The 15,183-nt window shown below is 67.2% G+C and carries 12 protein-coding genes and 1 tRNA gene; 2 read left to right on the forward strand and 11 right to left on the reverse strand.

The annotated features are described in order from the left end of the window. Window positions 1-130 precede the first annotated feature (130 nt). The 4 genes from D1610_RS14325 to D1610_RS14340 all read right to left on the reverse strand — a co-directional run bounded on the left by D1610_RS14325 (window position 131) and on the right by D1610_RS14340 (window position 4,229). Entirely contained in the window at window positions 131-1,345 is a 1,215-nt protein-coding gene (locus tag D1610_RS14325; RefSeq protein ID WP_182466848.1) for an acyl-CoA dehydrogenase family protein, read from the reverse strand. Between the two features lie 102 nt (window positions 1,346-1,447). After that, window positions 1,448-3,010, reverse strand: coding sequence for an MFS transporter (locus D1610_RS14330; protein WP_118864888.1), 1,563 nt, complete (start codon window positions 3,008-3,010; stop codon window positions 1,448-1,450). Window positions 3,011-3,274: 264 nt separating this feature from the next. Further along, window positions 3,275-4,129 (reverse strand): HpcH/HpaI aldolase/citrate lyase family protein, encoded by an 855-nt coding sequence (locus tag D1610_RS14335; protein WP_118864889.1) that lies wholly within the window; start codon window positions 4,127-4,129, stop codon window positions 3,275-3,277. A 23-nt stretch (window positions 4,130-4,152) separates the two neighbouring features. Continuing rightward, window positions 4,153-4,229, reverse strand: a tRNA-Arg gene (locus D1610_RS14340). 73 nt (window positions 4,230-4,302) lie between these two features. Here D1610_RS14340 and D1610_RS14345 point away from each other — a divergent pair. Then, complete coding sequence (locus D1610_RS14345) at window positions 4,303-4,788, forward strand: hypothetical protein (RefSeq protein ID WP_118864890.1); 486 nt, start codon at window positions 4,303-4,305, stop codon at window positions 4,786-4,788. Window positions 4,789-4,959: 171 nt separating this feature from the next. On the opposite strand, the gene D1610_RS14350 is transcribed toward D1610_RS14345, so the two are convergent. Further along, window positions 4,960-7,224: a spermidine synthase gene (locus D1610_RS14350; RefSeq protein WP_425453241.1), complete on the reverse strand. Its 2,265-nt coding sequence runs from the start codon at window positions 7,222-7,224 to the stop codon at window positions 4,960-4,962. Window positions 7,225-7,226: 2 nt separating this feature from the next. Further along, window positions 7,227-8,216 (reverse strand): porphobilinogen synthase, encoded by a 990-nt coding sequence (hemB, locus tag D1610_RS14355; protein ID WP_118864891.1) that lies wholly within the window; start codon window positions 8,214-8,216, stop codon window positions 7,227-7,229. 90 nt (window positions 8,217-8,306) lie between these two features. Between hemB and D1610_RS14360 the strand changes: the two genes are divergently transcribed. Then, a complete protein-coding gene (locus D1610_RS14360; RefSeq protein WP_118864892.1) occupies window positions 8,307-9,200 on the forward strand; it encodes a diacylglycerol/lipid kinase family protein in 894 nt (297 codons plus the stop codon). Here D1610_RS14360 and D1610_RS14365 read toward each other — a convergent pair. The 5 genes from D1610_RS14365 to D1610_RS14385 are packed head-to-tail and all read right to left on the reverse strand — an operon-like array spanning window position 9,197 to window position 15,180. Beyond that, complete coding sequence (locus tag D1610_RS14365) at window positions 9,197-12,145, reverse strand: valine--tRNA ligase (protein ID WP_118865012.1); 2,949 nt, start codon at window positions 12,143-12,145, stop codon at window positions 9,197-9,199. The genes D1610_RS14360 and D1610_RS14365 overlap by 4 nt on opposite strands. A gap of 54 nt (window positions 12,146-12,199) precedes the next feature. Continuing rightward, entirely contained in the window at window positions 12,200-12,841 is a 642-nt protein-coding gene (locus D1610_RS14370) for an ATPase (protein ID WP_118864893.1), read from the reverse strand. Beyond that, complete coding sequence (locus D1610_RS17285; RefSeq protein WP_118864894.1) at window positions 12,816-13,022, reverse strand: hypothetical protein; 207 nt, start codon at window positions 13,020-13,022, stop codon at window positions 12,816-12,818. Before D1610_RS17285 ends, D1610_RS14370 begins: the two co-directional genes overlap by 26 nt. Before the next feature lie 46 nt (window positions 13,023-13,068). Next, window positions 13,069-13,569 carry a DUF2497 domain-containing protein gene (locus D1610_RS14380; protein ID WP_118864895.1) on the reverse strand — a complete coding sequence of 167 codons (501 nt, stop codon included), beginning with the start codon at window positions 13,567-13,569 and terminating at the stop codon, window positions 13,069-13,071. Window positions 13,570-13,587: 18 nt separating this feature from the next. Next, a complete protein-coding gene (locus tag D1610_RS14385; RefSeq protein WP_245942273.1) occupies window positions 13,588-15,180 on the reverse strand; it encodes a TolC family outer membrane protein in 1,593 nt (530 codons plus the stop codon). Window positions 15,181-15,183 lie beyond the last annotated feature (3 nt).

Genomic DNA, 15,183 nt, shown 5'->3' on the forward strand with positions numbered 1-15,183 from the left:
GCTGTGTGTCGGGCTTTTGGTTTCCCCCCCCCCCTTCGGGGGTGTGGGCTTGGGTGGGGGCCCTGTTCGCCACCTCTCGAACTGCCCCTCTCCCCGACCCTCTCCCCTGAAGGGGAGAGGGAGGTTTCAATTACTGATGGTCCAGCATCCCCAGGATGCGCTTCGCCACCACGTTGTTCTGGATCTCGGTCGACCCGCCATAGATCGTCGTTGCCTTGCCGAAGAGCCAGGCGCGGACGTTCGAGAGCTCGGTGGGGCTGAAGCCTTCGCCTTCCCAGCCGAGGCCCTGCATCCCCATGATCTCGATCAGCAGCTCGGCGCGTTCCTGGCCCAGCCTGGTGCCGACGGTCTTGAGGATCGACGACACCTCCGAGACGCCGCCCGCCGCCTTCGATTCGGCCTGGACGCGCATCGCCGTCAGCAGGAAGGCGCGCCAGTCCATCTCGAACTTGGCGATGCGCACGCGAAGCTCGGGATCGGCGATGCGCCCTTCCTCGTCCGCGCCCACATATCTCTTGGCGATGTCGGCGAGGGTCGGCCCGCTCGGCATCAGCCGAGACCCGCCGCCCGAAAGGTTGGTGCGCTCGTGCTGGAGCAGCCGCTTGCCGATCGTCCAGCCCTGCCCCTCCTCGCCGACCAGATTCTCCTTGGGCACCTTCACATTGGTGAAGAAGGTTTCGCAGAAGGGCGACATGCCGCTGATCATCCGGATCGGCTTCACCTCGACGCCGGGCGAATCCATGTCGATCAAGAGGAAGCTGATGCCCTCATGCTTGTGGCTCTTGTCGGTGCGCACCAGCGCGAAGCACTTGTCCGCCCATTGCCCGCCCGAGGTCCAGGTCTTCTGCCCGTTGACCAGATAATGATCGCCCTTGTCCTCCGCGAACATCTGGAGGTTGGCGAGGTCGGAGCCGGCATTGGGCTCCGAATAGCCCTGGCACCAGCGGACGTCCGCTTTCGCAATCGCGGGGATATGCTCGCGCTTCTGCGCTTCGTTGCCATATTCGAGCAGCGTCGGGCCGAACATCATCACGCCCATGCCGCCGATCGGGTTCCACGCGCCGATCCGCGCCATCTCCTCGGAGAGGATGCGCGCCTCGGCGCGGCTCAGTCCGCCGCCGCCATATTCCCTGGGCCAGGTCGGCACCCCCCAGCCCTTCTCGCCCATCGCCTTGCGCCACGCCTCGCCATCGGGCGTCGGCTCGCTCGGCCCCTCGATCGAGGCGAGCGCATTGTCCTTGCCCTTCAGCGAGGGCGGGAAGTTCGCCGCAAGCCATTCGCGCGCCTCGGCGCGGAAGCGCTCGAGCGGATCGGTGGGCGCGTCGGTCGCCACCAATGTTGCCATGATCCAGTGCTTCTCCCTCGCGGCGACGGCGAAAGGCCGTAGCGCCATACTCTGATTTCCAATCCTTTAGAATTTGCGGTATGTGGAGGCTGGCGTCAAGCCTCAGCGTGCGGGCGCGCCGACCGCGGCATCCTGCGCCTCGGCGCTCATCGCCTCCGCCTGACGCGCGCGCAGCAGCTCGACGTTGCGCGCATGGCGTTGCTTGGTGATCGGATAGAACAGCAGGAACAGGCTGCCGATCGCCCATAAGCCGAACGAGCAGGGGATGTAGTGGATGAGCAGGCTGTCGGTCATCGCCTCCGTCACCGACGCCGGATCGACGCGCGCGGGGAAGGCCGACCAGGCGAGGATGGCGGACGCCGCCGAGATGCCCAGCGCGTTGGAGCATTGCTGCATGAAGCTCGACGCCGCGAAGAAGGTGCCGGCGGTGTGGCGACCGGTCTCGACCGCGCTGTCCTCCACCACGTCGGCAAGCATCGACGAAGTGTTGATCAGCGAGATCGCCACCATCGCGCCGTACACCGCGCCGTTGACGAACAGCACCGGCACCAGCATCGGATCGCCGGGCACGAAGAACAGGTCGAGATAGCTCAGCATCAAGGGCGTCAGCCCGATCGCCACGCCCAGCACGGCGAAGATCATCGAGCTCGCCCGCTTGCCGATCCGGTCCGAGAACCACGGCGCGAGCGGCGCGGCGAGCGTCGCCGCGACCAGGCTGTCGAAGGTCAGCAGCGCGAGCTGGGCGGTGTCGAGCTTGAACAGATAGGTGCTGAAATAGAGCGTCGTCGCGCTGTAGAGCCCGATCGCGGTGTATTTGAACACGCCGAAGCCGAAGATCGCCAGGAAAGCGCGATTGCGGAAGGATTCGAGCATTTCGCGGAAGTGCCGCCCCACCGGCATCGAATCCTCGCCGAAATCGCGCTGGCGCAGCCAGGGGATGCGGTTGTGCGTGCCGAGCCCGCAGATGAGGATCGCGGCGAAGATCAGCAGCGCACCGAAGATCGCGAAATTGACGTAGCTCGCCGGGTTGAGCTGGCCCTGCGGGTAGGCGGGCGTCTCGACGAAGATCAGCGCGAGCGACAGCGCGGCGAAGCCGAAGGCGCCGGCATAGCCGAACCAGTATCGATAGGAGAACAGCCGCGTCCGCTCGCGGTAGTCCTCCGCCATTTCGGGCGCCATCGCCGATGTCGTGATCTCGAATGCGCTGATCGAGATGCGCGTGAGCGCCGCCATGGCGAAGATCCAGAAACCCATCGCCATGTCGCTCAACCCGGTGGGCGGGAACCAGGTGAGCAGGAAGAACAAGGCGGTCGGCAGGATCGCGCCGTAGATGAAGGGATGCCGCCGACCCCAGCGCGACCGCGTCACGTCCGACCAGCGGCCAAGGAACGGATCGGCCACGGCATCGACGATCAGCGTCGCGGCGAGCGCGGCGCCGACGATCGCCGCGGGCACGCCGATCACCTGGTTGAAATAGAGCATCAGATAGCTGGTGAAGGCGGCGTTCTTGACGCCGTTGGCGATCGCGCCAGCGCCGTAGCTCATCCGCGTGCCGAGACGAATGGGCGGCGGCGCGGCTATGGCCGGTTTGTCGTCGACCGCCGGTACGCCGTCAGCCGCCGGCGACGCCGATCCGGCGCCGCCTTCCTCAACGCTCCACGCCATGTCCTCATCCTTCCCGATCGTCCGTCGCGACCGATGTTTAGAAGGTGCGGTATGGCCAGCCGCGCGTCAACCCCCAGGCGTGACTCCATACAGAACCGTTCGTGCTGAGTAGAGACCGAGTAGCGCGCCAGCGCGTATCGAGGGTTCGTATCGAAGCACTATCCCGGCGCCGGTCCTTCGATACGCCGTCTCGATACGCTGCTACGCAGCTACTCGACGGCTACTCAGGACAAACGGATTCCAGAAAAGTCTTGCGCTCCAGATTTAACGCTCAGCTCGGGCGAGCAACGCTTCGGCTTGCTTGAGATGCGGCCGGTCGAGCATCCGGCCGTCGAGGCCGACCGTTCCCGCCTGCGGATCGGCGGCGAAAGCGGCCACGACACGCCGGGCATGCGCGATTTCGGCCTCATCGGGCGTAAAGGCGGCGTTGATCGGATCGACCTGCGCCGGGTGGATCGCGAGCATCCCGGTAAAGCCCTCGCGCCGCGCGGCGCGCGCCATCGCCACCAATCCTGCCTCGTCGCGGAAATCGGCGTAGAGCGTCTCGACCGGCTGCACCCCGGCGGCGACCGCCCCCGCCAGGGTCAGCGAGCGCGCCATGCGATAGGTGAAGCTCAGGCCGCCATCGGCACCGGTCTTCGCCGAGGCGCCGAGCGCGGCGGAGAGGTCCTCCGCGCCCCAACTGAGCGCCGCCAGCCGCGGGCTGCCGCCATAGCTGCCGAGCTGGAACAGGCTGGCGGCGGTCTCGGTCGCCACCGCATGGATCTGCATCATGCCGCCGCCCCGCAGGTCGATCAGCTTGGCGAGCGAGGCGATGTCGCTTCCGCCCTGCGCCTTGGGCAGCACCACGCCGTCCGCGCCGATTGCGATGGCGACGCCGACATCCTGCGCCATGTCGGGATGATCGAGCGGGTTGATCCGCACCCATAAGGACGGCCCACCCGCGCGCGATCGAGGCACGAGATCGGGCAGCATCGCGCGCGCCTCCGCCTTGCGATCGGGCGCGACGGCGTCTTCCAGATCGAGGATCACCGCGTCGGCGGCGCTCGCCAGCCCCTTCGCGATCTTCTTCTCGCTATCCGCGGGAACGAACAGCCAGCTGCGGGGCGCGAATGTCATGGAGGCCTCCGGCGGGAGGAAAGTGGCGCGCCCGGAACGATTCGAACGTCCGACCCTCAGATTCGTAGTCTGATGCTCTATCCAGCTGAGCTACGGGCGCGCATTGGAGGGGGCGACATAGAGAGGGCTTCGGAGCATTGCAAGCCTGATCCGCGCACCCTAGACCCGCCGCCATGCGCACCCTTGCCGCCCTGCCGCTGGCGCTTGCCGCCGTGGCTTGCTCATCCTCCACGGGCGATTTCCCGGAGCTTGGCGTTCGTCCGATCGAAAGCCGCGGCGACGAGGTCCAGGGGCCGCCGCCCTCGACCGCGACGGCCGATCCCGCGGTCGCCGCGCGCGCCAGGGCGATCGCCGCCGAATCGGCCGATGCGGGCGCCGCGTTCGACGCAGCGCTGCCGGTCGCGCGGGCCAAGGCGGCGCGCGCAGGCCCCGCCGGCAGCGAAACATGGATCGAGGCGCAGCTGGCGCTGACCGCGCTCGACCAGGCCCGCGCGCGGACGGTGAGCGGGCTCGCCGAGATCGACCGGCTGCTCGTCGCCGAATATGCCGCCAACCGCCCCGTCGCGCCCGAGACAGCGGCGGTGGCGACCGAGCTGCAGGTCCGCGCCGAACAGCAGGCGCAGGCGATCGAGGCGGTGAAAGAGAGTCTTGCGCGCTAATGTTTAGGGGCGGGTGATTTGCCTCATCCTTCAACCCCGTCCGTCACCCCGGACCTGTTCCGGGGTCCATCGTGCCGCGAGAGCAACGGAGGCGGCGCTTGGGGAGACATGGACCCCGGAACAGGTCCGGGGTGACGGGGAAGTATGGATCCGCTGCGATCCCGAACAGGCCTACTCCTTCGGATTGAGCGCCTTCACCAGCGGCAGGATGGTCGAGAAATCGTCGGTCCAGGGCGTGAAGCCGGGCCGCGCCCTCAATGCGCGCCAGTTCGAATCGCCCGCCGCCAGCGCCTCCAGCTTGGCCGGGTTGCGCGACAGCGCGATCCAGGACGACGAAGCGGCGAGCGAATCGCTCTCGGCCAGAGCGCTCGGCTTGTAGTCGAGCATCGCGACGCTCCACCCGCCCGCGCGCGCCGCCGCCGCGACCACCGGATCGAGATCGAGATAGCGGTTGGAGACATGCACCAGCAGCAGCCCGTCGCGCGTCAGCACGCGGCCATAGGTCTCGAACGCCTCGGTGGTCAGCAGGTGCATCGGCACCGCGTCCGAGGAGAAGGCGTCGAGCGCGAGCAGGTCGAGGCTGCCCACCTCTCCTTCGGCCAGGCGGAGGCGCGCGTCGCCCATCACCACCTTGGCGTTCGGCAGGCAGCGCGCCAGGAAGGTGAACAGCCGCGGATTGGCGGCGATGTCGACCACCGTCGGATCGATCTCGTAGAAGCGCCAGTCCTGCCCCGGCTGCGAATAGCAGGCGAGCGTGCCCGCTCCCAGCCCGACCACGCCGACGCGGGCGTTGGGGCCGTAGAGCTGGGGCAGCGCCAGCATCGCCTGGCCGATGCCCGATTCGGCGACATAATAGCTGGTCGGCCGCCGCTCGCGATCGGGCGTGCCGTAGAGCTGAAGGCCGTGATAGGTGGTGCCGTGCGCCAGCGAGCGGATGCCCGCCGAGGGCAGGTCGCGCAGCGTGTAGACGCCGAAATAGCTGCGCGTTCGGGCATGGGGATCGAGGCTCAGGCTGATCGCGCGCCAGCCGCCGAACAGGAACAGCGCGCCCGCCAATGCGATGACGAAGGCGGCGCGGTAGCCGATGGCGAGGAAGCCGATCGCGGCGAGCGCGATGAACGCGATCCCCTCATGCTTCTCGCCCAGCCAGCCGCCCGGATTGAGCACGCCGATGATGACGATGTCGATCACCAGCAGCGTGAAGAACGCCAGGCGGATCACGCGCGCGCGCGGCGTGCCGCGCCAGAGCGCCGAGATTTTCTCGATCAGCCATTGCTGCGGCGCGAGCGCGCCCGCGGCGAGGATCAGGATCGGATACTCATAGGTCCAATCGAAGATCACCGGCGCGATCACCGCGGCGAACACGCCGCCCAGCGCACCCCCTACCGACATGGCGAGATAGAAGCCGGTCAGCCGGTCGGGCTCCGGCCGGCTGCGGTACATGGCGGTGTGCAGCGCGACCGCGATGATGAACAAGAGGAGGATGGCGATCGCCGCCGACAGGATCGGCCGCTCCTGGTTGCCCGAGACGACCACCCCGCCAAAGGCCAGGATCGATAATGGCGCGAGCCTGGTGATGGTGTCGGCCAGCGCGCGCCTGGGGCTGAACGCGACCGAGAAGCTGAGCAGATAGAGGCCGAGCGGGATCACCCACAATAGCGGCATCGCGACGATGTCGGTGGTGATGAAGGTCGTCGTCGCCAGCATCAGGCCCGAGGGGACCAGCGCGCAGGCGATCCAGTAGACGATGCGCCGCGCGGCCGGGCGCGCGCTGGTCGGCGGCTGCACCTCGCGCCCGACCACACCGCGCGGCAGGCGCAGCGCGCAGGCGATCACCAAAAGGGCGAGCAGCAGATAGCCGCCGCTCCACAGCCAGCTCTGGTTGTGGAGCGCCATCTGCGGCTCGACCAGCAGGGGATAGGCGATCAGCCCGCCGAAGCTGCCCAGGTTCGACGCGGCGTAGAGCGCGTAGGGATCCTTGCCGCCCGAGGCGAGCGCGTACCACCGCTGCATCAGCGGCGCCTGCGCGGCGACGGCGAAGAATAGCGGCCCGATCGACAGGCTGAGCAGCCACGGCACCCACACCACCGGATCGGCGGTGATCGACGGGTTCATCGCGATCAGCCCGATCGGCAGCCACAAGGCGGCGACGGCGAGCAGGGTGATGTGGATCAGCGACTGGTTGCGCGGCGAGAACCGGCCGATGCCGTGGGCATAGGCGTAGCCGCCGAGCAGCAGCGCCTGATAGACCAGCATCGCCGAGTTCCACACCGCCGGCGCGCCGCCGAGCCGGGGCAGCGCCATGCGCGCGATCATCGGCTGAACGAGGAACAGCAGGAACGAGCCGACCAGGATCGTCGCGACGAACAGCCAACCGCTGCGGCGCGGTGCGCTCTCGCCTTCTGCGGTTCGCGCCTCCAGCGCCGGAGCGTCCAAGCTCAAATCCCCAGCAGCCGCGCGGCATGCGCCGCATGATAGGTCAGCACGCCCGAGCAGCCGGCACGCTTGAACGCCATCAGCGTCTCCAGCACCAGCGCGTCGCGGTCTCCGGCTCCGGCCGCCGCGGCCGCCTCGATCATCGCATATTCGCCGGACACCTGATAGGCGAACACGGGCACGCGGAACTCCGCCTTCACCCGCGCAACGATGTCGAGATAAGGCAGGCCCGGCTTGACCATCACGCTGTCCGCGCCTTCGGCAAGGTCGAGCGCGACTTCGCGCAGCGCTTCCTCGCTGTTGGCCGGGTCCATCTGATAGGTCGCCTTGTCGCCCTTCAGCAGCCCGCGGCTGCCGACCGCGTCGCGGAACGGGCCGTAGAAGGCGCTGGCGTATTTGGCGGCATAGGTCATGATCTGGACGTTGGGCAGGCCGTTCTCCTCCAGCGCCGCGCGGATCGCGCCGACGCGTCCGTCCATCATGTCCGAAGGCGCGATCACGTCCGCCCCCGCCAGCGCCTGCACCACCGCCTGCTCGACCAGCACGTCGACCGTCTCGTCGTTCAGGACATAGCCCGCATCGTCGACGATGCCGTCATGCCCGTGCGCGGTGTAGGGATCGAGCGCGACATCGGTCAGCACGCCGATTTGGGGCGCCGCGTCCTTCAGCTCGCGGATCGCGCGGCACATCAGGTTATCGGGGTTGAGCGCTTCCTCGCCGCGCTCGCTGCGGCGGTCATGCGGCGTATTGGGAAACAACGCCACGCAGGGAATGCCGAGCGACGCCGCCTCGCGCGCGCGCTCGGCGATCCGCGCCACCGGCCAGCGCGATACGCCCGGAAGGCTGGCGATCGGCTCCTCATCGTCGCCGCTCGCGATAAACAGCGGCCAGATCAGATCGGCGGGGGTGAGCGTGTTTTCGGCATGAAGCCGGCGGCTCCACGCGGAGGCGCGCGTGCGGCGCAGGCGGAGCGCGGGAAAGCTGGCGGTCATCGCCGTCTTGCCTAGCCGGTTTCGATCCGAACGCAAAAGGGCTTCGGTTGCGAATGCACCCGAACCGATCGTTGCTGCGTTGCAGCGCATATGCGCCAGATCAAAACCGCCGCGATGGTCATCAACGCCAAATCCCGCAAGGGACAGGCATTGTTCGAGCAAGCGCGCGACATCGTCCGCGATTTCCCCTTCCCGGTCGAGTGCCACGCGGTGGAGAGGCCGGAAAAGCTGGACGAGATCGTGCTCGCGGCGCTGGCGAAGAAGCCCGATATCCTGATCCTGGGCGGCGGGGACGGCACCATCTCCGGCCTGGTCGATCACCTCGTCCATTCGGACTGCGCGCTCGGCGTGCTGCCCCTCGGCACCGCCAACAGCTTTGCGCGCACGCTCGGCATTCCGCTCGATCTGCCGGGCGCGCTCGACGTGATCCGCACAGGCCAGCTCAAGCGCATCGATCTCGGCATGATCGACAAGGATTATTACGCCAATTGCGCCGCGATCGGCATCTCGCCGCAGATCGCCGAAAGCGTGCCGCACAACCTCAAGAAATATCTCGGCCGCGCCGGCTATCTCAGCTGGGCGGTGTGGCAGTACGTCAAGTTCCGCCCCTTCACCCTCATCGTGGACGACGGCACAGACGTGACGCGGATGCGCGTGGTGGAGGTGCGCATCTCCAACGGCCGCTTCCATGGCGGCACCGAATTGGTCGAGGAGGCCGAGCTCGATTCGGGCGAGATCATCGTCCAGGCGGTGCGCGGCGGGGTGAAGCGCAACCTGCTATGGAGCTGGTTCGCCAGCGCGACCAAGCTGGAGGCGCGCCACGCCACGCTGATGCACTTCACCGGCAAGACGCTGAAGGTCGACACTCTCCCCCGCCTGCCCATCTCGATCGACGGCGAGGTGCTGGCGCACACCCCGGTGACCGCACGCGTCGCGGCGGGAGTGATCGAGGTGGCCGTGCCGGTCGAGGATGCCGGCGTCTAGCCCAACCGTTCGAGCGCCGCCGTCAGCCGCTCGGCCTCCGCCGCCTTGTCGGCATGGTCGGCCCGCGCCTTCTCCACCGCCTCCGGCTTAGCGCGCTCGACAAAGGAGGGGTTGTTGAGGCGGCCTGCTAGAGCATCGCGTTCCTTGGCGGCGGCGGCAATGCCCTTTTCGAGGCGCGTGCGCTCGGCGTCCAGATCGATCACACCTTCGAGTGGGATCATATAAACTACACCATTTGACACGATTTGAATTACGCTGCGGGCATCCACTGGGGCATCTTTACGACTGATTTCCTCACCCGTTTCAAGGTCGAGAGCCAAGTTCGAACTTAGAATGTCGAGCCGCTTCAAGCGCGCCACCTTGGCAAACGCAGACCGATGACGGGAGAACAATGCCATTATCGGTTCCGCTGGAACTTCTTTTCCCCACATGCCCTCGATTGAGAACTTAGAGTCCACCCATAGGTCCGTGCGAGCGCTAGGCGGAATATTCAATTCCGTCCGCGCGGTTCTAATCTCGCTCACCAGTGACATTAGCCAATCGACCTCGCGCGCCGCCACAGGATCGATCGCGCGCGCATCAGCCATCGGCCATTTAGCGACGATCAGGTCGTAGGGCCGCTCGCCCATCGCATGCCACAGCTCCTCGGTGATGAAGGGCATGAACGGGTGCAGCATGACGAGGATCTGGTCGATCACCCAGCCGGCGACCGTCTTGGTCTCCTCGTCGATCGCGCCCTTGATCAACTCCAGATACCAGTCGCAGAAGCGGCTCCAGACGAACTGGTAGATCGCGTTCGCCGCGGCGTCGAAACGCAAGTCGGCGAGCGCGAGGTCCACCGCCTGCACGGTCTTCACCGTTTCGCCGATGATCCACTTGTTGACCGCTTGGGCAGCCGCGGGCGGCTCCAGCGATGTGCTCGCGCCGATGCCGTTCGACTGGCAGAAGCGCGCGGCATTCCACAGCTTGGTGGCGAAGTTGCGATACCCCTCGACCCGCCTTTCATCCATCTTGATGTCGCGGCCCTGACTTTCCATCGCCGCCATGAAGAAGCGGAGCGCATCGGCGCCGTAGCGGTCGATCAGGCCCAGCGGATCGACCGTGTTGCCCTTGGACTTGGACATTTTCTGCCCGTCCGCCGCGCGCACCAGCCCGTGCAGGTACAGCCGCTTGAACGGGACATCGCCGAGGAAATGCATCCCCTGCATCATCATCCTCGCGTCCCAGAAGAACAGGATGTCGAAGCCGGAGATCAGCAGATCGTTGGGATAACGGCCGCTTAGGGTCTCCCTCGCCCCTTCAGGGGAGAGGGGCCTGTCCGCGGACGATAGACTCGGTGAGAAATCCCCCTCTCCCAACCCTCTCCCCTGAAGGGGAGAGGGCTCTTTTTCCGGCCAGCCGATCGTCGCGAAGGGCCAGAGCGCGGACGAGAACCAGGTGTCGAGCACGTCGCTGTCGCGCGTGACATAGACCTCCACCCGCTCGCCGCCGGCATCGGCAAGGATACGCCGCACCGCCTCTTCGTCGTCCTCGACGATGACGACATGGCGGCCTTCGCCATAATAGGCGCACATCTCCGCGAGCGCGGCCTCCTCGCTCTCGGCGACGAACAGCCGCTGCGCATTGCGGTCGCCGGGCGCGATCTTGAGCGTATCGCCCTCCAGCACGGGACCGTACCAGGCGGGGATGCGGTGACCCCACCACAGCTGGCGGCTGACGCACCAGGGCTGGATGTTCTCCATCCAGTTGAAGAAGGTCTTCTCCCAGGTCTTGGGCACGATCTCGATCGCGCCCGATCGCACCGCCTCGATCGCCGGCTGGGCCAATGTCGCCGCATCGACATACCATTGATCGGTCAGCCAGGGTTCGATCACCACGCCGGAACGGTCACCGAACGGTGTCTGGATCACGCGGTCCTCGACGCGTTCGAGATGGCCCGACGCATCGAGCATCTCGACCACCTTCGTTCGCGCCTCGAACCGGTCGAGCCCGAGCAGTTCCTCGGGGATCAGCCCGTCCGCGGTCTGGCAGACACGCGCGGTCGGCCCAAGCATGTTGAGCATCTGCCCCGCCTGCACGCCCGCGCGCCTGGCCACCTCGAAATCGTTGAAGTCGTGTCCCGGCGTGATCTTGACCGCGCCCGATCCCAGCTCCGGATCGGCATGCGCATCGGCGACGATCGGCACCAGCCGTCCCGTGATGGGAAGGCGCACCTCCTTGCCGATCAGCGCGGTGTAGCGCGGATCGTCGGGGTGAACGGCCACCGCGATGTCGGCGAGCATCGTCTCGGGCCGCGTCGTCGCGACCGACACGCTGCCGCTGCCGTCCGCCAGCGGATAGGTCAGATGCCAGAACTTGCCTTGCACCTCGCGCGTCTCGACCTCCAGGTCGCTGATCGCGGTGCCGAGCTTCGGATCCCAGTTGACCAGGCGCTTGTCGCGGTAGAGCAGCCCCTCGCGGTGGAGTTGGGCGAACACCTTGAGCACCGCGGCGGAGAAGCCCTCGTCCATGGTGAAGCGCTCGTCGCTCCAGTCCATCGAGCAGCCCAGCCGGCGCAGCTGGCGCGTGATCTGTCCGCCCGATTGCGCCTTCCACTCCCACACATGATCGAGGAACGCCTCGCGCCCCATTTCGCGCCGGTCGATACCCTGGCTGGCGAGATTGCGCTCGACCACCATCTGCGTCGCGATGCCGGCATGATCGGTGCCGACCACCCAACGCGCATCCTTCCCGCGCAGCCGCTCGTAGCGCGTCATCACGTCCTGCAGCGTATTGTCCAGCGCATGGCCGATATGCAGGCTGCCCGTCACGTTGGGCGGCGGGTTGACCAGCGTCCACGGCTCCGCCGTCGGGCGATCGGGGCGGAACAGCCCCTTCTCCTCCCAATGCGCATACCAGCGCGGTTCGATTGTGGCCGGGTCGAAGGTCTTGGCGAGTTCGGTCATGCGGCCGCGCATAACCGCGCCGCCCGCGCGGCGCCAGTGCCGGAGAATCGGGCTTCAGCCGTCGCGCGGCAACCGACGCGCGAAAATGCCCGAATCATCAATCGTCCGCTGAAGATCGGACGGCAGGTCGTGGAGAATCATCAGGTCGCCTTCGACCTTCTCCGCAACCAGCAATGGCTCCCCAGTCGAATTGTCGAACACATAGCAGTGGTCGACATGCTCCGCGAACCAAGGAAACTGCTCGAACGATCGCCGCCGCCGGGCGACGATCTTGTCGACCGGCACATCATGGCCGCCATTCCTCACCCGCTGACGAACCCGATCGATCTGCAGCTGAGCCGATTCGAGGAGGACATATATCATCCGTACTTCAAAGCCGGCCGCTTTGGCACGCTCGACCAGAGGGCGGTATTTGCCGGAAGATAATACCGTCTCGACCCCGATGGTCTGATACACGGCGATCGATGCGTTCAGCCATTCCTCGATGCGCTCAACGGCATGCAGATTGGCGGTTTCCAGGTCGGCATGCTCCATATCCAGGATATGCGCCGTCAGCAGGTCCGGATTGATGATCCAGACCGAGCCGCCCCAGCCTTCGATATCGGTGTGGTTATAAAGCGAGCTTTTGCCAGACCCGTTCGGCCCCGCGACCATCCATAATATTGGCCGTTCAGGCCGTCGCGGTGTCAGGCTCATGCTTCCGGCGATCAGCCGCTCTGATCCGACGGACGTTCGACCGGAAGGCCGCCTGAAGATCCAGGCCCAATGTCGGGCTGTCGGCTTGCACCACCTTCATGCGCACGATCGTGCCGTCGGCCGCCCGGACAGTCTTCGTCGGAAGGTCGCTCGGACGGATGGATTGGGTGCGCTTCGCCATAGTGTCAATGTGCGACTTTCGCACGTGAAGCGCAAGCCTGCGGCGTTCAGCGCCCCGTGATTCGCGCGATTTCGCGGGCGACCTGCTGATCGACGATCTGCGGCAGGTTGGCGTCGAGCCATTCGGCCAGCATCGGCTTCAGCATCTCGCGAACCATGCCCTCCAGCGTATCGCTGCCGGTCACCTCCGGGCGGACGACGAGGCGCGACAGCGCGTCGAGAGAGGTCTTGCTGGCGGCGGCGGCCTGGGCGGAGACCAGCTCCGCCTTGGGCGTTTCCTCCGCCGCGGCGTCGGTATCGACCTCGACTTGGGGGCCAAGCGCTTCGGGCATGTCGGCCATGGTCTCGCCGTCCTCCTGGTTGGTTTCGGCCATGGGCTCGCTCAGCTCCAGCACATCGTCTTCGGCCGTCTGGACCTCACGCGCCAGCGGCATGCGCGGCCGGCGCTCGCGGCGCTCGGCCACCGCCGCCTCGCCGTCTTCGGCGATGATGCGTTTGATGGAGGACAGGATATGTTCCATCGACGGCTCGCCACTCATGTCACCCATCCGCCGTCGACCCTATAGCTACGGTGCCGCTGTTCCTGCGGGATCATAGGGGGCCGTGTCAACGGGCCTGTCGAGCGCGGGATCCTCGATCGGCCCGACGACCGCCGATTGCGGGCGCGTGCCCGTGGTCGGCGGGGCGATGGGCCTTGGTGCGGGATCATCGTCCCAATCCCAGATCTTGCCGCGCACGCGGTCGTAATTCGCCACCGGATCATAGAGCGGGCCGCCGTCGAGGCCCAGGTCGTTGGCCTCGGCGCGGCCCATCGCCGCGAGCAGCGCGAAGCCCGCGACATAGGCGTCGCGCCGTGCGGTGACGAGCGTCACCTGCGAGTTGAGCAGTTCCTGCTCCGCATTGAGGATGTCGAGGATGGTGCGGTTGCCGACGCTGTTCTCGGCGCGCACGCCCTCCAGGCTCAGCCGGTTGGCGTCGACCGCGACCTGCGACGATTCGATCACCGCCAGCGCCGAACGCCAGCTCGAATAGGCGGCGCGGACATTGGCGATCACCGAGCGCTCGGTCTCGGTCACCTGCTCCAGCGCCTGGCTCCTGAGCGCCTGCGCCTGGCGCACGCGCGCCGCGGGCTCGCCGCCCTGGAACAGCGGCAGCGTCAGCGACAGGCCGCCGCTCGCCGCGGTGCCCGACTGGCCGACATTCACGCCGGTGTCGTCACCCAGCGAGCCGAGATAATTGGTGTAGTTGCCGCCGACGACCGCCGAGATCCGCGGCAGACGGCTGGCGCGCGCGACGCCGACATCGTAGCGGGTCGCGTCGGCCTGCTGGCGCGCCGCGCCCAGAAAGGGGTTCTCGGTCAGCGCGACATCGACCGCGGTGGTCGGCGCGTCGGGCATGTTGGGCAAGGGCGGCGGCGGGGTCAGCGTGCCGGGCGCGTCGCCGACCAGGCGGACATAGTTCTCGCGGCTGGAGATCAGCCCCGCCTCGGCCCCGCGCAGCTGCCCGCGCGCGATCGCCAGGCGCGCCTCGGACTGGGCGACGTCGGTGCGCGTCAGATCGCCCACCTCGAACCGGTCCTGCGTCGCCTGCAGATTGACCTCGAGCACCCGGACATTCTGCTGGTTGAGCTGGACGATCGATTCGTCGCGGATCACGTCCATATAGGCGCTGACGACATCGGTGAAGAGATCGGATTCGGTGCCGCGCAACCCCTGCCGCGCGGCGAGCACGCGCGCTTCGGCGGCATTGACGCTGTTGCGCACCAATCCGCCCTGGAACAGCGGCACCGACAGGTTGACGCCGGCGCGCAGCGAACGATCGGGCGAGGCCAGGCTGTTCGAATCGCTGATGATGTTGTTGTCGAAATCGGCCGTCGCGCCGATGCTGGGAAGGCCGGCGGCGCGCGCGATCGGCACATTCTCGTCGGTCGCGCGCACCTGCGCCCGCGCGCCCGAGAGCGTCGGGTTGCCGTTATACGCCTTCACCAGCGCCTCGCGCAGCGTCGAAACCGGTCCCGTCGCGGCGATCTGCGCCTGGGTCGGCGCGGGGGGCTGCGTCGCGGCCAGGGGCGTGGCAGGCGTCGCGGTCTGCGCCATTACAGGCGCTGCGAGCGACATCGCCGAAACCGCGGCGAGCAGGAAGGACGGGCGCTTGATCATGCT

It is taken from the genome of Sphingomonas gilva (assembly GCF_003515075.1).
Classification (GTDB): Bacteria; Pseudomonadota; Alphaproteobacteria; order Sphingomonadales; family Sphingomonadaceae; genus Sphingomonas; species Sphingomonas gilva.

Bases quoted from the DNA above. Each gene is read 5' to 3' on its own strand.
- D1610_RS14330 (WP_118864888.1), bottom strand. From the start codon at position 3,010: ATGGCGTGGAGCGTTGAGGAAGGCGGCGCCGGATCGGCGTCGCCGGCG.
- D1610_RS17285 (WP_118864894.1), bottom strand. From the start codon at position 13,022: ATGGCGAAGCGCACCCAATCCATCCGTCCGAGCGACCTTCCGACGAAG.
- D1610_RS14365 (WP_118865012.1), bottom strand. From the start codon at position 12,145: ATGACCGAACTCGCCAAGACCTTCGACCCGGCCACAATCGAACCGCGC.
- hemB (WP_118864891.1), bottom strand. From the start codon at position 8,216: ATGACCGCCAGCTTTCCCGCGCTCCGCCTGCGCCGCACGCGCGCCTCC.
- D1610_RS14370 (WP_118864893.1), bottom strand. From the start codon at position 12,841: ATGAGCCTGACACCGCGACGGCCTGAACGGCCAATATTATGGATGGTC.
- D1610_RS14360 (WP_118864892.1), top strand. From the start codon at position 8,307: ATGCGCCAGATCAAAACCGCCGCGATGGTCATCAACGCCAAATCCCGC.
- D1610_RS14380 (WP_118864895.1), bottom strand. From the start codon at position 13,569: ATGGGTGACATGAGTGGCGAGCCGTCGATGGAACATATCCTGTCCTCC.
- D1610_RS14325 (WP_182466848.1), bottom strand. From the start codon at position 1,345: ATGGCAACATTGGTGGCGACCGACGCGCCCACCGATCCGCTCGAGCGC.
- D1610_RS14335 (WP_118864889.1), bottom strand. From the start codon at position 4,129: ATGACATTCGCGCCCCGCAGCTGGCTGTTCGTTCCCGCGGATAGCGAG.
- D1610_RS14385 (WP_245942273.1), bottom strand. From the start codon at position 15,180: ATGATCAAGCGCCCGTCCTTCCTGCTCGCCGCGGTTTCGGCGATGTCG.
- D1610_RS14345 (WP_118864890.1), top strand. From the start codon at position 4,303: ATGCGCACCCTTGCCGCCCTGCCGCTGGCGCTTGCCGCCGTGGCTTGC.